Source organism: Paenalcaligenes sp. (assembly GCF_030152715.1).
In the GTDB taxonomy this organism is placed as follows: domain Bacteria; phylum Pseudomonadota; class Gammaproteobacteria; order Burkholderiales; family Burkholderiaceae_B; genus Paenalcaligenes; species Paenalcaligenes hermetiae.
Genome location: NZ_JASLIX010000127.1, coordinates 1 through 15,687 on the forward strand (window position 1 = coordinate 1; position 15,687 = coordinate 15,687).

Annotated in this window: 13 protein-coding genes and 1 tRNA gene; 7 read left to right on the forward strand and 7 right to left on the reverse strand. The window is 47.7% G+C overall.

Annotation, left to right across the window (positions count from 1 at the left end):
- Nucleotides 1-201 precede the first annotated feature (201 nt).
- Nucleotides 202-1,113, forward strand: a complete 912-nt coding sequence (locus Q1V74_RS10230; RefSeq protein WP_300648640.1) for a LysR family transcriptional regulator — start codon at nt 202-204, stop codon at nt 1,111-1,113.
- A gap of 21 nt (nt 1,114-1,134) precedes the next feature.
- On the opposite strand, the gene Q1V74_RS10235 is transcribed toward Q1V74_RS10230, so the two are convergent.
- Genes Q1V74_RS10235 through Q1V74_RS10245 form a run of 3 tightly spaced genes read right to left on the reverse strand, consistent with a single transcriptional unit; the run spans nt 1,135 to nt 5,321 of the window.
- Nucleotides 1,135-2,112 (reverse strand): tripartite tricarboxylate transporter substrate binding protein, encoded by a 978-nt coding sequence (locus tag Q1V74_RS10235; RefSeq protein ID WP_300648642.1) that lies wholly within the window; start codon nt 2,110-2,112, stop codon nt 1,135-1,137.
- 11 nt (nt 2,113-2,123) lie between these two features.
- Entirely contained in the window at nt 2,124-2,984 is an 861-nt protein-coding gene (locus Q1V74_RS10240) for a prephenate dehydrogenase/arogenate dehydrogenase family protein (RefSeq protein ID WP_300648644.1), read from the reverse strand.
- A 3-nt stretch (nt 2,985-2,987) separates the two neighbouring features.
- Complete coding sequence (locus Q1V74_RS10245) at nt 2,988-5,321, reverse strand: Tex family protein (protein ID WP_300648646.1); 2,334 nt, start codon at nt 5,319-5,321, stop codon at nt 2,988-2,990.
- Nucleotides 5,322-5,449: 128 nt separating this feature from the next.
- On the opposite strand from Q1V74_RS10245, the gene Q1V74_RS10250 reads away from it, so the two are divergent.
- The gene (locus tag Q1V74_RS10250) at nt 5,450-7,471 is read left to right on the forward strand and encodes an ATP-dependent DNA helicase (protein WP_300648648.1); all 2,022 of its coding nucleotides are present in this window, start codon (nt 5,450-5,452) and stop codon (nt 7,469-7,471) included.
- Nucleotides 7,472-7,486: 15 nt separating this feature from the next.
- Here Q1V74_RS10250 and Q1V74_RS10255 read toward each other — a convergent pair whose 3' ends face one another.
- The gene (locus tag Q1V74_RS10255; protein ID WP_300648694.1) at nt 7,487-8,311 is read right to left on the reverse strand and encodes an outer membrane protein assembly factor BamD; all 825 of its coding nucleotides are present in this window, start codon (nt 8,309-8,311) and stop codon (nt 7,487-7,489) included.
- 175 nt (nt 8,312-8,486) lie between these two features.
- Between Q1V74_RS10255 and Q1V74_RS10260 the strand changes: the two genes are divergently transcribed.
- The 5 genes from Q1V74_RS10260 (at nt 8,487) to phaR (ending at nt 13,388) form a co-directional block, all read left to right on the forward strand.
- Complete coding sequence (locus tag Q1V74_RS10260) at nt 8,487-9,443, forward strand: RluA family pseudouridine synthase (RefSeq protein WP_300648650.1); 957 nt, start codon at nt 8,487-8,489, stop codon at nt 9,441-9,443.
- Nucleotides 9,428-10,195 (forward strand): peptidoglycan editing factor PgeF, encoded by a 768-nt coding sequence (gene pgeF, locus Q1V74_RS10265; RefSeq protein WP_300648652.1) that lies wholly within the window; start codon nt 9,428-9,430, stop codon nt 10,193-10,195. Before Q1V74_RS10260 ends, pgeF begins: the two co-directional genes overlap by 16 nt.
- Before the next feature lie 183 nt (nt 10,196-10,378).
- A complete protein-coding gene (locus Q1V74_RS10270; RefSeq protein WP_345370253.1) occupies nt 10,379-11,953 on the forward strand; it encodes an alpha/beta fold hydrolase in 1,575 nt (524 codons plus the stop codon).
- A 94-nt stretch (nt 11,954-12,047) separates the two neighbouring features.
- The gene (gene phbB / locus Q1V74_RS10275; protein WP_300648657.1) at nt 12,048-12,785 is read left to right on the forward strand and encodes an acetoacetyl-CoA reductase; all 738 of its coding nucleotides are present in this window, start codon (nt 12,048-12,050) and stop codon (nt 12,783-12,785) included.
- A 39-nt stretch (nt 12,786-12,824) separates the two neighbouring features.
- Nucleotides 12,825-13,388, forward strand: a complete 564-nt coding sequence (phaR, locus tag Q1V74_RS10280; RefSeq protein WP_300648659.1) for a polyhydroxyalkanoate synthesis repressor PhaR — start codon at nt 12,825-12,827, stop codon at nt 13,386-13,388.
- Between the two features lie 127 nt (nt 13,389-13,515).
- Here phaR and Q1V74_RS10285 read toward each other — a convergent pair.
- The 3 genes from Q1V74_RS10285 to Q1V74_RS10295 all read right to left on the reverse strand — a co-directional run bounded on the left by Q1V74_RS10285 (nt 13,516) and on the right by Q1V74_RS10295 (nt 15,607).
- A tRNA-Met gene (locus Q1V74_RS10285) sits at nt 13,516-13,592 on the reverse strand.
- A gap of 93 nt (nt 13,593-13,685) precedes the next feature.
- Nucleotides 13,686-14,966, reverse strand: a complete 1,281-nt coding sequence (dctM, locus tag Q1V74_RS10290) for a C4-dicarboxylate TRAP transporter large permease protein DctM (RefSeq protein ID WP_300648661.1) — start codon at nt 14,964-14,966, stop codon at nt 13,686-13,688.
- Complete coding sequence (locus Q1V74_RS10295) at nt 14,963-15,607, reverse strand: TRAP transporter small permease (RefSeq protein ID WP_300648663.1); 645 nt, start codon at nt 15,605-15,607, stop codon at nt 14,963-14,965. The genes dctM and Q1V74_RS10295 overlap by 4 nt, the downstream gene beginning before the upstream one ends.
- Nucleotides 15,608-15,687: the final 80 nt, after the last annotated feature.

Sequence of the window (15,687 nt, forward strand, 5' to 3'; positions counted from 1 at the left end):
GTAAATTCGAAACGCATAGTGTCTCCAACTGAAATCAACAGAAATAGTTATGCAAAAAGTAGTATATAGAGAGGTTGTTTTCTATACAATCATAAGATTTAGAGAACGGTTTGCTTTTTTTAGAAAGGGTTTTTAGGGAAAACCCTAGTCTTATCTAAGACTGTGTTATTTTTTATTTTTATATAAATCAATGAGTTAGCTATGCAATCCTTAGCTTTTAAGTATTTTTACGAGGTGGCGCAGCAAGGAAGTTTAAGTGCTGCCTCAGAAAGCTTACATGTGGCTGTGTCGGCAATTAGTCGGCAAATTCATCAATTGGAGCAGCGCGTTGGGGCAGAGTTGTTTGAGCGAAGTGCGCGCGGTATGTTATTGACACCAGCCGGACAAATTTTATTAAAGCATGTACGGCGGGTGAACTTGGAAACCGAGTCTACATTTCAGGCGATAGCAGGTTTAAGCGATACCGCTAAACATCCCATCCGTTTAGCTTGCACGCAGGGGGTCGCCCATGAGCTGATTCCCAGTTTGATGGCGCAATTTAGTCTGGTGCATCCACAAAGCCGTTTTGACGTGTTTGTGAGTAGTGCAAAAGTGGCTACGGAACGGGTGGCGATGGGTGATGCAGATATTGCTATTACCTTTAGTACAACGCCATCAGAAACGGTGGCGGTACGATTTTCTTGCGAGGCGCCCGCCTTGGCGATTATGGCAAAAAACCATCCGCTTGCCCGGCGCAAACGGTTACGTTTAGATGATGTGCAGCAATATCCTTTAGCTCTTACCGATCGTAATACGTCCACTTATAAGCTATATCAATTGGCGTGTAATATGACTGGAAAATGGGTGGAGCCTTCTGTTTATAGTAATCATGCAGAAGCCTTACATGCTTATGTGCGTGATAGTCAGGCGATTTTATTTGCGAGCTATATTTCAGTGGCGGGGCGGTTGAATGCTTCGGGCTTAGTGGCCGTACCAATTCGTAATGCCGAGATGCACGCTCGAGTCGTGCAGGTACAAGTGATGCAGGGGCGGCGTTTGCCAGAGCTGATGGAGGAGTTTATCGATTTAGTGATAGGGCGCTTACAAAGCATCGATGCCCAAGCCCCACACTAAGCGGGGCTGGGGTGGTACGTCTTAATCGACCCGTGCACCGGCATCTTCTACAATTTGTTTGTAGCGTGTGCGTTCTTCTTGCATGAGCTGATCAAAGGCTTCTGGGCTGCTAGGGGTGGGTGTGATTAGCAGGCCAGCAAAGCGCTCTTTGGCTTTGTCGCTGTTCATGGCGGCGACAAAGGCTTCGTTGAGTTTTTTGATTTCGGCTTCGGGCGTACCGGCTGGGGCAACCAGACCCCACCAAGTAGCTACAGAAAAGTCATCCAAGCCGCTTTCTTTAACAGTTGGGATGTCAGGTAAGACATCGGAGCGCTCATCTGTAGTTACGGCCAAAGCTTTGAGTTTACCGTTTTGAATATTGGGGGCGGCAGTGGCGAGGTTGTCAAAAGTGAAATCTACTTCGGCAGAAAGCAAAGCCATTTGAGCAGGAGCGCCACCATTATAGGGGATATGAACAATATCGACTTCTGCTTGCTTTTTAAAGAGCTCGCCCGCTAAGTGGCCACCGCTACCATTGCCACCTGAGCCATAGTTGAGTTTACCTGGGTTGGCTTTGGCATAGGCAATTAAATCAGCCACGGACTGGATACCCAGCTTTTCGGCATGTTCGCTATTCATCACTAGCACGTTGGGCACATATACCATGAGACTAACCCCAGCAAAGTCTTTGTCTGCGTCATAGGGCATGCTGCTATAGAGCCAAGGGTTAACCGCATGAGAGGCTAGGGTCGCAACCCCAATGGTTTTTCCATCGGGTTTGGCTTTGGCTACGAGGTCCGAGCCAATGTTGCCGCCTGCGCCCGGTTTGTTTTCGATAATCACAGTGCCTAAATGCTCTTTGACACCCTCTGCCAAAACACGAGCACTAATGTCAATGGGCCCACCTGCAGAAAATGGCACAATTAATCGTGTGACGTTTTGTTGTGCGAGGGCTGCGCCTGAGAGGCAAAGGGCGGCAACAGCCACCACTGAACGACGTAACATGGGTTTAAATCGCATGGAGTATCTCCTTATTTCCAGTTGATGCGTGCTTGGCTGGCACGCTGTAATATGGCTTCGAGTTGTGTGGTGTCACGTTGCATCATGGCGTTTTCAATGGTGTCGATGGCCTGACGCACAGCGTGAAGTAAGGGGAGGATTTGGTCTTGGTTATCCGGTAGGATATCGCGCCAAATGGTTGGGTCACACCCAGCAATTCGCGAAAAATCCCTAAAGCCTGGGCCACCTAGGGCGAGTAAGTCTGTTGCGTCGGGTTGCTGGAGCAAAGCGTCCATATAAGCAAAAGCCAATAAATGGGGCAGATGGCTAACGGCAGCTAGACCGCGGTCGTGCTGATCGGCATCCAGGATGATGGGCGTCGCCCCAATAGCTTGCCATAAAGAGTGGGCTTGCTTTAGGTAGGCTGGGTTGGATTGTGACTCTGGGCACAAAATGACATTTTTATTTTGATAGAGATGAGCAAAAGGCTCACTATGTCCTGCTTTTTCTTTACCCGCAATTGGGTGGGCGGCAATAAATTGGGAAAAGCGTGCACCCAAATGGTGTTGTGCGGCTTGAATAATGCTGCGCTTGGTGCTGCCTACGTCCATAATCAGGGCATGATCAGGTAAAGCTGGCGCTATAGCAGCAAACACGGAGGGCATGGCTGCCACGGGTACGGCGATCAAGACGATATCGGCTTGAGCCACGGCTTCGGCTGCGCTCGCAGCAATCGACTGGATAATACCCAGCTCATAAAAGTGGTGGGCTGAGGCGTGGGGTACGGAATAGCCGATAGTATGATGGACTTGGTGAGCCTGTTGGGCAGCCAAAGCAAAAGAGCCGCCCATTAAGCCACAACCGATTAAAGCAAGGGTTTTGTTATCTGCCATGACTTAGCGTTTGAGTTTAGCAAAGGCTGCAGCCATAGCATTATTTGCTACATCGGGCGCAGGACGAGCGGGACGACGAGAGGCACGTGGTTTGGTACTGGCTGCCGCTTTTTTTAGCGTGGGCTCAGGATGATCATCTAAGCGCATGCTTAAACTAATACGTTTGCGGGCCTCATCAACCTCTAGTACTTTAACGGTGACGGTTTGTCCGACACGCACAACTTCACGCGGGTCTTTGACAAACTGATGCGACAGAGCCGAAATATGTACTAAGCCATCTTGATGTACACCAATATCTACAAAAGCTCCAAAATTGGCTACGTTGGTTACTACCCCCTCTAGGACCATGCCAACTTGTAGATCCGTAATCGCCGTGACACCGTCTAAGAATCGAGCTGTTTTGAATTCGGGCCGAGGATCTCGTCCCGGCTTTTCAATTTCGGTAAAGATATCTTGTATGGTAGGTAATCCGAATCGCTCATCAATAAAATCCTTAGGGGATAGACCTTTTAGCGCGTCGGCTTGTCCAATAATACTGCGCGCATCCGCTTGGATTTTTTCAAGGATACGCTCTACGACGGGGTATGCCTCTGGGTGTACTGCAGAAGCATCTAAAGGATTTGTGCCTTGGGGAATACGTAAAAAACCAGCGGCTTGCTCAAACGTTTTAGGACCAAAGCGCTTAACTTTAAGCAGACTTTGTCTATCGGGGAAAGCGCCATTTTCATCGCGCCACGCCACAATGTTTTCAGCCAGTGTTTTATTGAGTCCCGAAACCCGTGCTAGTAAGGCCGCAGAGGCTGTGTTCACATCCACGCCTACGGCGTTAACACAGTCCTCTACCACCGCATCCAATGAGCGCTCAAGCTCACGTTGGTTAACGTCATGTTGGTACTGTCCTACGCCAATGGCTTTGGGTTCAATTTTAACAAGCTCTGCTAAGGGATCTTGAAGGCGGCGTGCAATGGAAACGGCACCGCGCAAGCTGACATCTAAATCGGGAAATTCTTGGCTAGCAAGCTCAGAGGCAGAATAGACCGAAGCACCAGCTTCCGATACCACAATATGTTGAACTGCTGACAAATCTGTCTGGCTTTGTAATAAGTTTTTGACCAGCTGTTCTGTTTCGCGCGAAGCGGTCCCGTTACCAATGGCGATGAGTTGGATTTGGTGTTGACGAATCATCGCTGCTAAGCGCTGCTGCGTGCCCGCGATATCTTTACGTCCACCAAAAGGATACACCGTTGCTGTATCCAATACTTTTCCAGTTTCATCGATAGCGGCGACTTTGACCCCCGTGCGGATACCAGGGTCTAAACCTAAGACGCGTTTATTACCGGCCGGTGCGGCCAGCAAAAGATCACGTAAATTTGCGGCAAAAACACGTGTGGCCTCGGCCTCAGCCTCTTCGCGCAAACGCCCAATCAGCTCTGTTTCAAAAGCGGTGAGTAATTTAATCCGCCAGGTGATACGGCAGACCTCGGCAAGCCATTTGGGTTGAGGTGCGGCATGAGCGGAAAAGTCAGCGGGGCACTGCATTAGCTGGGCTACGCGCTCTACACATGGGTGGGGCTGAAGCGCATCTAGCTCTGGCTGTAGACCAATGCGCAAACTAAGAATCCCTTGTTGACGCCCCCGCAATAATGCCAGTACCCGATGAGAGGGAAGCGTTTTTAGGGACTCGGAGAAGTTAAACCAGTCGCGGAACTTATCGCCTTCGTCTTCTTTGCCCTCGATCACCGAAGCATATAGCAGCCCGTGTTGCCATAAATACTGACGTAGGTTTTCGAGCAGGTCGGCATTTTCTGCATAGCGCTGTGCCAAAATTTCTCGCGCGCCATCTAAGGCTTTTTTTGCTTCGTCAAAACCTGCTTCAGGATTGAGGTAGGTGCCCGCAAGTTGTAGAGGATCACAATGAGGGTCCGCTAAAATGGCTTGTACTAGGTCTTCCAGACCCGCTTCGATCGCCATTTGGGCTCGTGTACGGCGCTTAGGTTTATACGGAGCGTAGAGATCCTCTAATCGCTGTTTGGTATTGGCCTCGTCCAGCGCTGTAGCTAGCTCGGGCGTCATTTTTCCTTGCTCTTCGATGCTTTCGATGATGGCGGTGCGACGTGCCTCTAGCTCTCGGAGATAAAGTAAACGCACTTCAAGCTCACGCAAAACGCTATCGTCTAAACCACCTGTGGCTTCTTTACGATAGCGCGCAATAAATGGCACGGTAGCACCATTATCAAGCAGTTCAACAGCGGCTTGAACTTGGGCGAGCCGAATCGATAGCTCATCAGCGAGCCAGGAGAAAATGCGAGAAGAATCAGTCGTAGAGGTATTTGTCATAGTTGATGGTGTGTTTAGCCTAAATACGTCGTGAGCATTCACTACATAAGTGTAGCAGTGTAGTATGATTTGAGATCCAAGATAAGTCTTGTCTCTTCTTTGCTTTTAATTCTTTTCAATCCATACCCATGCTTTTGCAGGATCTTGATGCGGTTTTTGCCGATGATGGCCCGTTGGCGGCCTCGGTAGATCATTATTTTCTCCGTCAACAACAGTTGGAACTGGCGCAGTCCATCCAGCGAGCCTTAGACACGCCTTCAACCCTAGTGGCTGAGGCAGGCACAGGCACAGGTAAAACATGGGCCTATCTGGTGCCTGTGTTTTTAAGTGGGCGCAAAGCGTTAATTTCTACCGGAACACGTACGCTACAGGATCAACTATTTAAGCGCGATTTACCGCATTTACGTAAAGCGCTGTCGCTCTCGTTAAATGTGGCGTTGCTTAAAGGACGCGGTAACTATGTCTGCCATTATTATTTTGAAAAGTACGAGCAAGATGCGCGTGGGTTTGGCTCTAAGCACGAGGTCCAACAGCTTAAACACATTCAACAGTTTATAGAGCGTAGTAAAAGCGGAGACAAAAGTGAGCTGGCCGCTGTTCCCGAGGACGCTCCTATTTGGCATCGCGTCACATCAACCCGAGAAAACTGTTTGGGTCAGGATTGCCCGTACGTAGGTGAGTGCTTTGTGCTGAAAGCGCGACGTAAAGCACAAGAGGCTGATATTGTAGTTGTTAATCACGCTTTGTTTATGGCGGATTTAGCCCTACGAGAAGACGGTATTACGGATTTGTTGCCGGAAGTCGATGTGGTAGTGTTTGACGAGGCTCATCAGCTCCCTGATGTGGCTACTCGGTTTTTAGGCACAACGGTGTCGATGCACCAGATTAATGATTTAGCACATTTGATTGAGGCAGCAGGTTTAGCTCATGCCAAAGGTAGTGCCGACTGGAGCGCCGTGGCTGGAGCTTTAAAGCAAGCGATGCAGGATTTACGCTTGCAAGCAGCACCGATCCAACAGCTCTCTGGGCAGAAAGCGACTTTTATGGACTTACCTAATGCCTTGGCTTTTGATGAGGCGCTGGCGCAACTATTAGATAAGCTCGATAAGATCATTAAGCTGCTCGATTTACTTAAAGAGCATCATCCAGATTTAGCTGCCGCGTATAAGACGGCCTTGCAGTTACGCGCACAAATTTTTGTGTGGTCACAACCGGATCGACAGGGGAAACATGCGGTATTACCTGATGCGGACGTGACAACACTTCAGCAGCTAGAGCAGGAGTCGGTGCGCTGGGTGGAACACGGAGCCAGTTATTTTCGCTTGCATCGCGCGCCCCTTTCTGTGGCACAGATTTTTTCGCGCTACAAAGCAGACGAGCAAAGCTGGATTTTTACCTCGGCGACTTTATCCGTACATGGTAATTTTAATCATTTTGTGCATCAGCTTGGTTTATGGGAAGCGCAGGTCGAGGTCTGGCCATCGCCCTTTAATTACGCTGAGCAAGCGGTACTATATGTGCCACAGGGGCTCCCTTTACCTTCTAGTCCAGATTTTTATCCCGCTTTTATTAATACACTAATGCCTTTTATTCAGCAGGCCGAGGGCGGGGTGTTGGTGTTGAGCACGACTTTACGTGGGGTGGATATCATGGCGGACCTGATACAAGCCAGTGTCGATCGGCTAGGTCTTAAGCAGCACGTGATGCGCCAAGGCGAAAAATCACGTCAAGTCCTACTGGAAAGTTTTAGAACACAGCCTCATGCTGTTTTGGTAGGTAGCGCCAGCTTTTGGGAAGGTATCGATGTGCCTGGGAACGCGCTAACTGTGGTAGCCATCGATAAGCTGCCTTTTGCTCCCCCTGATGACCCGGTACTGGAAGCACGAATTAAAGCGTGTAGAGACCGTGGCGGTAATCCTTTTGTTGAGTATCAGCTCCCCGAAGCGGCTATCGCCTTAAAACAAGGGGCAGGGCGCTTAATTCGTACGGAAAAAGACTGGGGGGTGTTGATTATGGGAGATGCGCGCCTAGTAGAAAAACCGTATGGTAAGGTTTTGTGGCGTGGTCTGCCTGGCTTTGCGCGTACGCGTAGCGCCTCTCAAGCATTGGCTTTTTATCAGCACAAAAAAAGCACCCTGCCAGCTAGCTAGCAGGGTGGAGTGGGATTAAAACCAGTTGATTGGGTTCCAGTAATTAACCTTTTTCTTTAAGCCGGTTTTAAAATACTCGGAATTGGGATAGTTTTGATCCATTACACGTTTGATATCATCACGCAATTCAGTTTGCCCTAGTTTATCGTAAGACAAATACATAATATAGAGCGCGCGTTCAGCAATGGGGACCCCTTGGAAATCGGTAATCACGCGCTGAGCACGGTTAATTGCTGCCACATAAGCATGGCGAGAATAGTAGTATTCTGCGACATGTACTTCGTTTTGCGCGATGGTGTTGACTAGCCAGCGTGCACGTAAACGCGCATCATTAGCATAGCGACTATCTGGGTAGCGCTCGATGAGCTGCATAAATGCTTCGTAAGATTCACTTAAACCTTTAGGGTCCCGTTCGCTGGGGTCCTGCATGGTGAATTTCATTAAGCTAGCGCTAGGCGGGGTAAAAGAAATGAGTCCTTTTAAGTACAGCATATAGTCGCTGCCCGGGTGGTTTGGGTATTGCTTTTGAAAGCGATCTATAGCGGCTAAGGCTTGTTCGGGCTCTTCGTCTTTCCAATTGATATAAGCCTGATCAATCAGCGCTTGCTGGGCATAAATACCAAAAGGATAGCGGGCTTCGACCTGCTCTAAGCGTGTACGAGCTTGTGCCCAGTTACCTGCGCTCATTTCGGCTTTTGCGTCTTGGTAAAGTCGTTCAGCTGTCCAGCCCGCCGTTGGATCCGTTGGGGTTTTCGTTGTACCACATGCGGCTAACAACAAGCAGGCACATGTTATGGAAAAAGCACGCCCGATGCGTTGAAATAAAGACAATGGTGTCATGGGTGAGGTTAAGCGCGTCACAAGAGCATCCTTTGCTGTTAGCAATGGTTTATACAAGAAAAACAATACCAATAAGAATAGCGTATTTTAGTAGGCTAAAGGGATTCTAGACTAGTCATTCTGTACAGTGCAATCTAAGCATGTCAAAATTTAGATCCATCATTAGGGTTTTATCATGAATTTAGCAACAGACCACCATCATCATCCTGCAGATTTTGAGTTTCAAATCCCTTTATCTGCTTATCCAGAACGTTTAGATAAAACAGTAGCACAATTACTGCCAGAGCATTCTCGCAGTCGTATCCAGGCTTGGATTGAGGCTGGGCATGTGCGTGTCAACGGCCAAATAGTTAAAACGCGCCATCAGGTTTTGCCAGGGGATGTTATCCAAGTTTGGCCCCAGGCGCGCCCCGAGGAGCTGGCTTATGCACCAGAGGCGATGGACTTAGATATTGTGGCGCAATCCGAGCATTGGTTGGTTATCAATAAGCCCGCTGGTCTTGTCACACACCCGGGAGCAGGTAATTGGACAGGTACATTATTAAATGGTTTGCTTTATCACTTTCCTCAATTGACACAGGTGGCCCGGGCAGGGATTGTGCATCGGCTAGATAAAGACACATCGGGCCTGATGGTGGTGGCCTTAACTGAAACCGCACAAACTCATTTGGTTCGGCAGCTGCAAGAGCGCTCCGTGTTACGCCAATATACGGCGTTGTGCCATGGGTTTCTTTATGGTTCGGATAGCATTAACTTACCAGTGGGCAGAGATGCCCATGTACCAGTACGGATGGCAACGCAAAATGCGATCGCTCCTAGACAGGCACGTACCCATTACGAGGTGCTCCAGCAGGGGCTTTTTGATCGAGGCTTAGCGGTAACAGAAGTCGTGTGTCGATTAGAAACAGGGCGTACCCATCAGATTCGAGTTCACTTAAGTAGTATAGGCCACCCGTTGCTTGGTGATACTTTATATGGAGGGCAAACGATTGCTGAAGCCTCGCGTCAAATGTTGCATGCCCAACGTTTAGCATTTGCAGATCCCGCTACAGAGCGCGTTTTACATTTTCAAGAGGATCCTCCTGCTGATTATCTTTTTGTACGAGAGCAGATTCAATGGAAAGAAGCATAAAAACCTTATCTGGGCCGTCATGGCCAGGCCTGCGTTACTTTAGTACCTTACGCCAGGGCGGGTACAGCCAAGGGGGGTGGCAAGGCCTAAACCTAGGGGAGCATTGTGGGGACCAGCCACAGCACGTGGCGCAAAATCGTGAATTATTGTATGGCCATTTGCCATCTGTACCTCATTGGCTACAGCAGGTGCATGGAACAGGAGTTTATCAAGCACGACGTCCTCTAGAGCAAGCACATCATTGGGATCAAGCGCCCATCGCCGATGCGGCCTGGACAATGTGCCCAAAAACGGTCATAGCTATATTAACGGCGGATTGTTTACCTATAGTTCTGACGGATGATCAGGCGCGGATTGTAGGTGTAGCGCATGCGGGCTGGCGTGGCTTAGTCAATGGGGTTATTGAAAATTTATTTTTTCAAATGCAAACACAGTGTTTTACGACTTCATATTGGCGAGCATGGATTGGACCTGCGATTAGTCAAATCCATTTTGAGGTAGGCGAGGAGGTATTAGATGCATTTAAAAATAAAAATACTCAGTTTGAGCGTTTTTTTATTGCTACGGATATAAAAGGAAAATATAAAGCCGATTTGGCCGGTATTGCTGTGGCAATCTTGCGTACCATAACAAAAAATCGCATAACTATTGATTTAAGTCATGCTTGCACTTACGATGAGCAGGCAAACTATTATTCTTTTAGACGTCAACCAATCACAGGGAGAATTGCAACACTTGCCTGGTTAGAGTAAAACAAAATAACAACCCTCCAAGCATTGTGTATAGTATATATAAAATATAAAAGTAAATAGCTCTGCTACCACACGGAAACAGATTTTGTTTTAAGTTTTTATTCAATATCTAAGGTGCTTAGGGTGAATTATTTCGGGTCAGGTCAATGGCAGAGTGCGTCTTTATTTAATAAAGAGCAGCTCATGCAAATTCAACAAGATTTTTTGCGCTCTTGGCAAGAGCTGAATCAATTGGCTCAAAAGGGCGAATTAAAGCCTTTGCGTAATCGACGCTTTAGAGCAGAGGCTTGGTCTCAAGATCAGTCTTCTTTATTAAGTGCGCATGTTTGGCAACTTTATGCGGATACGCTGGAAAAAATGGCGTATGCCGTTACGGATAGTCCTCAAGTGCAGTCGCGCTTGGCCTTTGCCGCGATGCAGTGGGCAGAAGCGCTCTCTCCAGCTAATTATCTTTTCACTAACCCGGATGCTTTGCAAACCGCGGTACAAACTCAGGGTCAGAGTCTTATTCAGGGCTTACAGAATTTTTTTCATGATGCGCAGCGGGGGCGCATGCAGCAAACGGATGAATCAAAGTTTGCCGTCGGTGAAAACTTAGCGGTAACACCAGGCGCTGTGGTGTATGAAAACGAGCTGTTGCAGCTTATTCAATATCAGCCACAACAAAGCTCCGTTTATGAAACCCCCTTGTTTATCGTTCCTCCCAATATCAATAAATATTATATTTTGGATCTGCAGCAAGAAAATTCTTTTGTGCGCTATGCCTTAGAGCAAGGTATGCAGGTCTATTTGATTTCATGGCGTAATCCTTTACCCAACGATGACGACGGCATTCTTGATGCGACATGGGGAGATTATTTAGAACATGGTATTTTGCAATCCATGCAGGTGGCACAAGACATTAGTGGTGCCGCTAAACTTAATGCCTTAGGCTTCTGTGTTGGGGGCACTATGTTAGCTTCGGCACTCAGTTTAGCTAAAGCGCGTGGCGAAAACTCCGTGCAGTCCATGACCTTACTTACCTCCATGCTTGATTTTCATGATGTGGGGATCATGCGCGTGTTTGTGGACGAGGCTTCGGCTTTATTGCGTGAGTGGATGTTATCAGGTTCCAAAATCATGCTGGCATCAGATTTGGCCACCACTTTTTCTTTTTTACGTCCCTCGGAGCTGGTTTGGAATTACGTCACCAGTAACTACCTAAAAGGGGAAACGCCTCCAGCTTTTGATATTTTATATTGGAATGCTGATAGCACGAACTTAGGCGGTGCTTTTTATACCTGGTATTTCCGTAATACTTATTTAGAGAATAATTTAAAAGTGCCAGGTAAAGTGAAAGTGGACAACATTCCTATCGATTTTAGCCAACTTAGCTTACCTACTTATATGTATGCCTCTATTGATGATCACATCGTGCCGTGGCGTACAGCTTATGCTAGTACAGCACTATTACCGGGAGCAGATCGCTTCGTATTAGGGGCATCAGGGCATATAGCAGGGGTGATAAACCCCCCGGCTCAAAATCGTCGTCATTACTGGGCATACGACACGGCCGAGACAGCGGTTTTTCCGGGTATGGCTGATGATTGGTTAGCAGCCGCGCCTAAACATGATGGCAGTTGGTGGGGCGATTGGGTGCAATGGCTTGTGTCACATGCCGGAAAGAAAAAAACCGCACCTAAAACACTTGGAAATAAAAACTATCCCGTGATTGAGGACGCGCCAGGCCGTTACGTCAAAGTAAGAGCCGTCGCTTAATTTTTTGCTGGCTCGTTACGACGAGTCAGCGGCATTATATCTGGCATTGCCTATAAATAGGCGATACGGTATTTATTAATAAAGGAGAATTCTTATGACAGCGAAAATTGCTTACGTGACTGGGGGTATGGGTGGGATTGGAACGGCTGTATGTCAGCGCTTAGCTCAGGCAGGCTTTACCGTCATTGCTGGATGCACCCCTAATCGAGACCCGCAAGACTGGTTAGACGCGCAAAAAAAACTGGGGTTTGATTTTCATGCGTCAGCTGCTGATGTCACTGATTGGGACTCTACCGTTGCTGCTTTTGATAAGGTCAAAGCGGAGTTTGGGGGCGTTGATGTATTAGTTAACAATGCTGGGATTACACGTGATGGTACGTTCCGTCGTATGAGTGTAGAAGACTGGCGTGCGGTGATAGACACCAACTTAAATAGCTTGTTTAATGTCACTAAGCAAGTAGTAGATGGCATGACAGAAAAGGGTTGGGGGCGTATTATTAATATTAGCTCGGTTAATGGCCAAAAAGGTCAGTTTGGGCAAACGAATTATTCTGCTGCCAAAGCGGGTATGCATGGTTTCACCAAAGCGCTTGCCCAAGAAGTTGCTGCTAAAGGTGTAACGGTTAATACCGTGTCCCCTGGCTACATTGGAACAGATATGGTGCGTGCTATTCGTGAAGATGTACTTGAAAAAATCGTCGCCACAATTCCTGTAGGTCGTTTGGGCGAACCCGAAGAAATCGCATCTATCGTAGCGTGGTTAGCATCAGATGATGCGGCTTTTGCAACGGGCGGCGATTTCTCTGTGAATGGCGGCTTGCACATGAGCTAAACCGTATGCCGGTTTTAGCCTATTAATTTGACGTAAACTATGACACAAACACACACCTCAGACACAGCTCGACTGATAAAAAAATACCCAAATCGACGCCTGTATGATACACAAACCAGTGCTTACATCACTTTAGCGGATGTAAAGCAGTTAGTATTGGCGTGCGAAACCATCCAGGTAGTGGATGCAAAATCTGGCGAAGACATTACGCGTAGTGTATTGCTACAAATTATTCTCGAAGAGGAAACTGGTAATGTGCCTATGTTTTCTGCGAACGCATTAGCACAAATTATTCGGTTTTATGGTAGCACCATGCAAGGTTTGATGGGTAGCTACATCGAGAAAAATATCCAGGCGTTTATTGATATTCAGGAACGTATGGCTGAGCAATCCAAAGGCTTATATGGCTCGCAGCTTGGTCCAGAGGCTTGGGCACAATTTATGGCGGGGCAAACCCCAGTTTTACAGAATGTGATGAATAACTACATTGAACAAAGTAAAAACCTGTTTGTGCAGATGCAAGAGCAAATGCAAGGGCAGACCTTAAATATGTTTAATGCATTCCCTTTTGTAAACCCTGTAAAGCCACCTAAAAAAGATTAAGGAGCTTGTAAGTTGTGCTCAGTTTTATAACTGATAGGGTAGATAATATAGCCAGGCTTGTTTTGAGCCTGGCTTTTTTTATGTCTGAATAAAAAAAGCCCCTGATAAAAATCAGGGGCTTTGAATTTGGTTGCGGGAGCCGGATTTGAACCGACGACCTTCGGGTTATGAGCCCGACGAGCTACCATGCTGCTCCATCCCGCGTCAGAAATATTATAGTAACTAAGATCGCATACAATGTCAAGGCTTATTGTCTCGCAATGCGCAAATAAGAGAGGAGCGCATTGCGAGATGGTGTTACATACCCAATAATGTGGGTAGTCCTAGTGATACCATCGGTACGTAAGTAATGATAACGAGGAAAATCAGCAGGATAGCAAGCCACGGCATCGCCGCACGGATAACCTGATGAATAGGCATATTCGTTACGGCAGAAGTCACAAATAGATTCAGCCCGACAGGTGGAGTAATTAAGCCAATTTCCATATTCACCACCATAATGACACCAAGATGAATGGGATCAACCCCTAGCTCAATGGCAATGGGGAACAGGATAGGGGCTAAAATTAGAATGATGGCAGATGGTTCCATAAAAGCGCCAGCAATCAAAAGCACGATGTTGACGACTAAAAGGAACATCCAGGGCTCTAGCCCCGCCTCGACGACCCAAGCCGTGATTTGCTGAGGGATTTGCTCAGTAGTAAGCACATGCGCAAAAAGCATAGCATTGGCAATGATGAACATGAGCATAATACTGAGCTTGGCGGACTCGAGGATGACTTTTGGCGCTTCGCTTAAAGTCATGTCTTTATAGACAAAAAGTGCAATAAAGGCCGAGTACACCGCGGCCACAGCGGCGGCTTCGGTGGGGGTGAACATACCGGAGTAAATTCCACCTAGTATGATAAAGATCAGTAATAGCCCCCAGATCGCGCGGCGGGCGGTAGCGAGCCATTCTCGTAGGCTTACGCGTGGCATTGCCGGTAGATTCTTTTTAACGGCGATTACATAAATGACCACCATTAAGCTGACGCCTAGTAAAACACCGGGCATCACCCCAGCCATAAACAGATTGCCCAGAGAGGTTTCGGTAGCGGCGGCATACACAACCATTACCACAGAGGGCGGAATGAGAATCCCGAGTGTTCCTGCGTTGGTAACAATTCCGGCGGCAAACTCTTGAGGGTAACCGGAGCGCACCATGCCTGCAATAGCAATTGAGCCTACGGCGGCTACCGTGGCAGGGCTTGAGCCGGATAATGCTGCAAATAACATGCAGGCTAAGACGGAGCCAATGGCTAACCCACCGCGAATATGGCCAACGCAAGCATTGGCAAAGTCAATTAAGCGGCGGGCGACCCCACCGGTGGTCATAAAAGAGCCAGCGAGTAAGAAAAAAGGAATAGCGAGCAACGTGTAGTGTTCGCTCGTTTCAAATAGTTTGATCGCTAGAGACCGGACGGAGTCAGGGCTAAAGAGCATAATGGTGGTGGAGCCTGCTAAGCCCAACGACACAGCCACCGGCACGCCCAAAAACATCAAAATAAAAAGAGAAACAAACAAAAACAAAATGGTCATGATGCTTGTCCTGTGGTGGTGGCGCTTAGCTTGGCCGCATCGGCGGCTTCATCCGCTAGTCCTAAGCCAATTTGACCATGGCGTAAAATGCGGTAAAGGATTTCTAGATAGCGAATAAACACCATGGCAAAGCCAAAAGGAACAATCATGCCAATATGCCATTGCTTAATGCCGTATTGGCCTAGGTCATCGGCTCCGATTTGAGCTTGCAGCAGTGTGCTGATCCACTCAAAGCTACCGTAAGTAATTAATGCGGCATAGCCTAAGCAAGCCAAGCAAGCAATTAGACCAAGGAGTCGTTGAATGGGGGCACGTGTTAACTTAACCAGAGCGTCTACCCCAATATGCCCGCCAATACGCACGCCATAGGAAATACCGAAAAAAATGAGCCAGGCAAAGAGCGCTTTGGTAAGAGCGTTACTCCAGGTCATGGCTTGTGCCATATCTAGGATGAAGTCACCAATACCATAAAAAAAGTCGGATACCGACGCGCTGCTTTCAAAAATTCCGCCAAAATAATAAAACACGGCGTAAAAATTATTAAGAAGAACGTAGATAAAAGTCACTAAGGTCATGATCGTTAATAAAAGAACGATAAAACCTTCTTCAAAGCGATTCCAGAGCGTTGAAAGCATTTTCATGATGCAGCTCCTGTCATCTGCTGTTTACGTAGATAGGACATAGGATAAGGGAGGAAGAGAGCCAACGCAGCAGGATGCTG

Bases quoted from the DNA above. Each gene is read 5' to 3' on its own strand.
- Q1V74_RS10230 (WP_300648640.1), top strand. From the start codon at position 202: ATGCAATCCTTAGCTTTTAAGTATTTTTACGAGGTGGCGCAGCAAGGA.
- Q1V74_RS10235 (WP_300648642.1), bottom strand. From the start codon at position 2,112: ATGCGATTTAAACCCATGTTACGTCGTTCAGTGGTGGCTGTTGCCGCC.
- Q1V74_RS10240 (WP_300648644.1), bottom strand. From the start codon at position 2,984: ATGGCAGATAACAAAACCCTTGCTTTAATCGGTTGTGGCTTAATGGGC.
- Q1V74_RS10245 (WP_300648646.1), bottom strand. From the start codon at position 5,321: ATGACAAATACCTCTACGACTGATTCTTCTCGCATTTTCTCCTGGCTC.
- Q1V74_RS10250 (WP_300648648.1), top strand. From the start codon at position 5,450: ATGCTTTTGCAGGATCTTGATGCGGTTTTTGCCGATGATGGCCCGTTG.
- Q1V74_RS10255 (WP_300648694.1), bottom strand. From the start codon at position 8,311: ATGACACCATTGTCTTTATTTCAACGCATCGGGCGTGCTTTTTCCATA.
- Q1V74_RS10260 (WP_300648650.1), top strand. From the start codon at position 8,487: ATGAATTTAGCAACAGACCACCATCATCATCCTGCAGATTTTGAGTTT.
- pgeF (WP_300648652.1), top strand. From the start codon at position 9,428: ATGGAAAGAAGCATAAAAACCTTATCTGGGCCGTCATGGCCAGGCCTG.
- Q1V74_RS10270 (WP_345370253.1), top strand. From the start codon at position 10,379: ATGCAAATTCAACAAGATTTTTTGCGCTCTTGGCAAGAGCTGAATCAA.
- phbB (WP_300648657.1), top strand. From the start codon at position 12,048: ATGACAGCGAAAATTGCTTACGTGACTGGGGGTATGGGTGGGATTGGA.
- phaR (WP_300648659.1), top strand. From the start codon at position 12,825: ATGACACAAACACACACCTCAGACACAGCTCGACTGATAAAAAAATAC.
- dctM (WP_300648661.1), bottom strand. From the start codon at position 14,966: ATGACCATTTTGTTTTTGTTTGTTTCTCTTTTTATTTTGATGTTTTTG.
- Q1V74_RS10295 (WP_300648663.1), bottom strand. From the start codon at position 15,607: ATGAAAATGCTTTCAACGCTCTGGAATCGCTTTGAAGAAGGTTTTATC.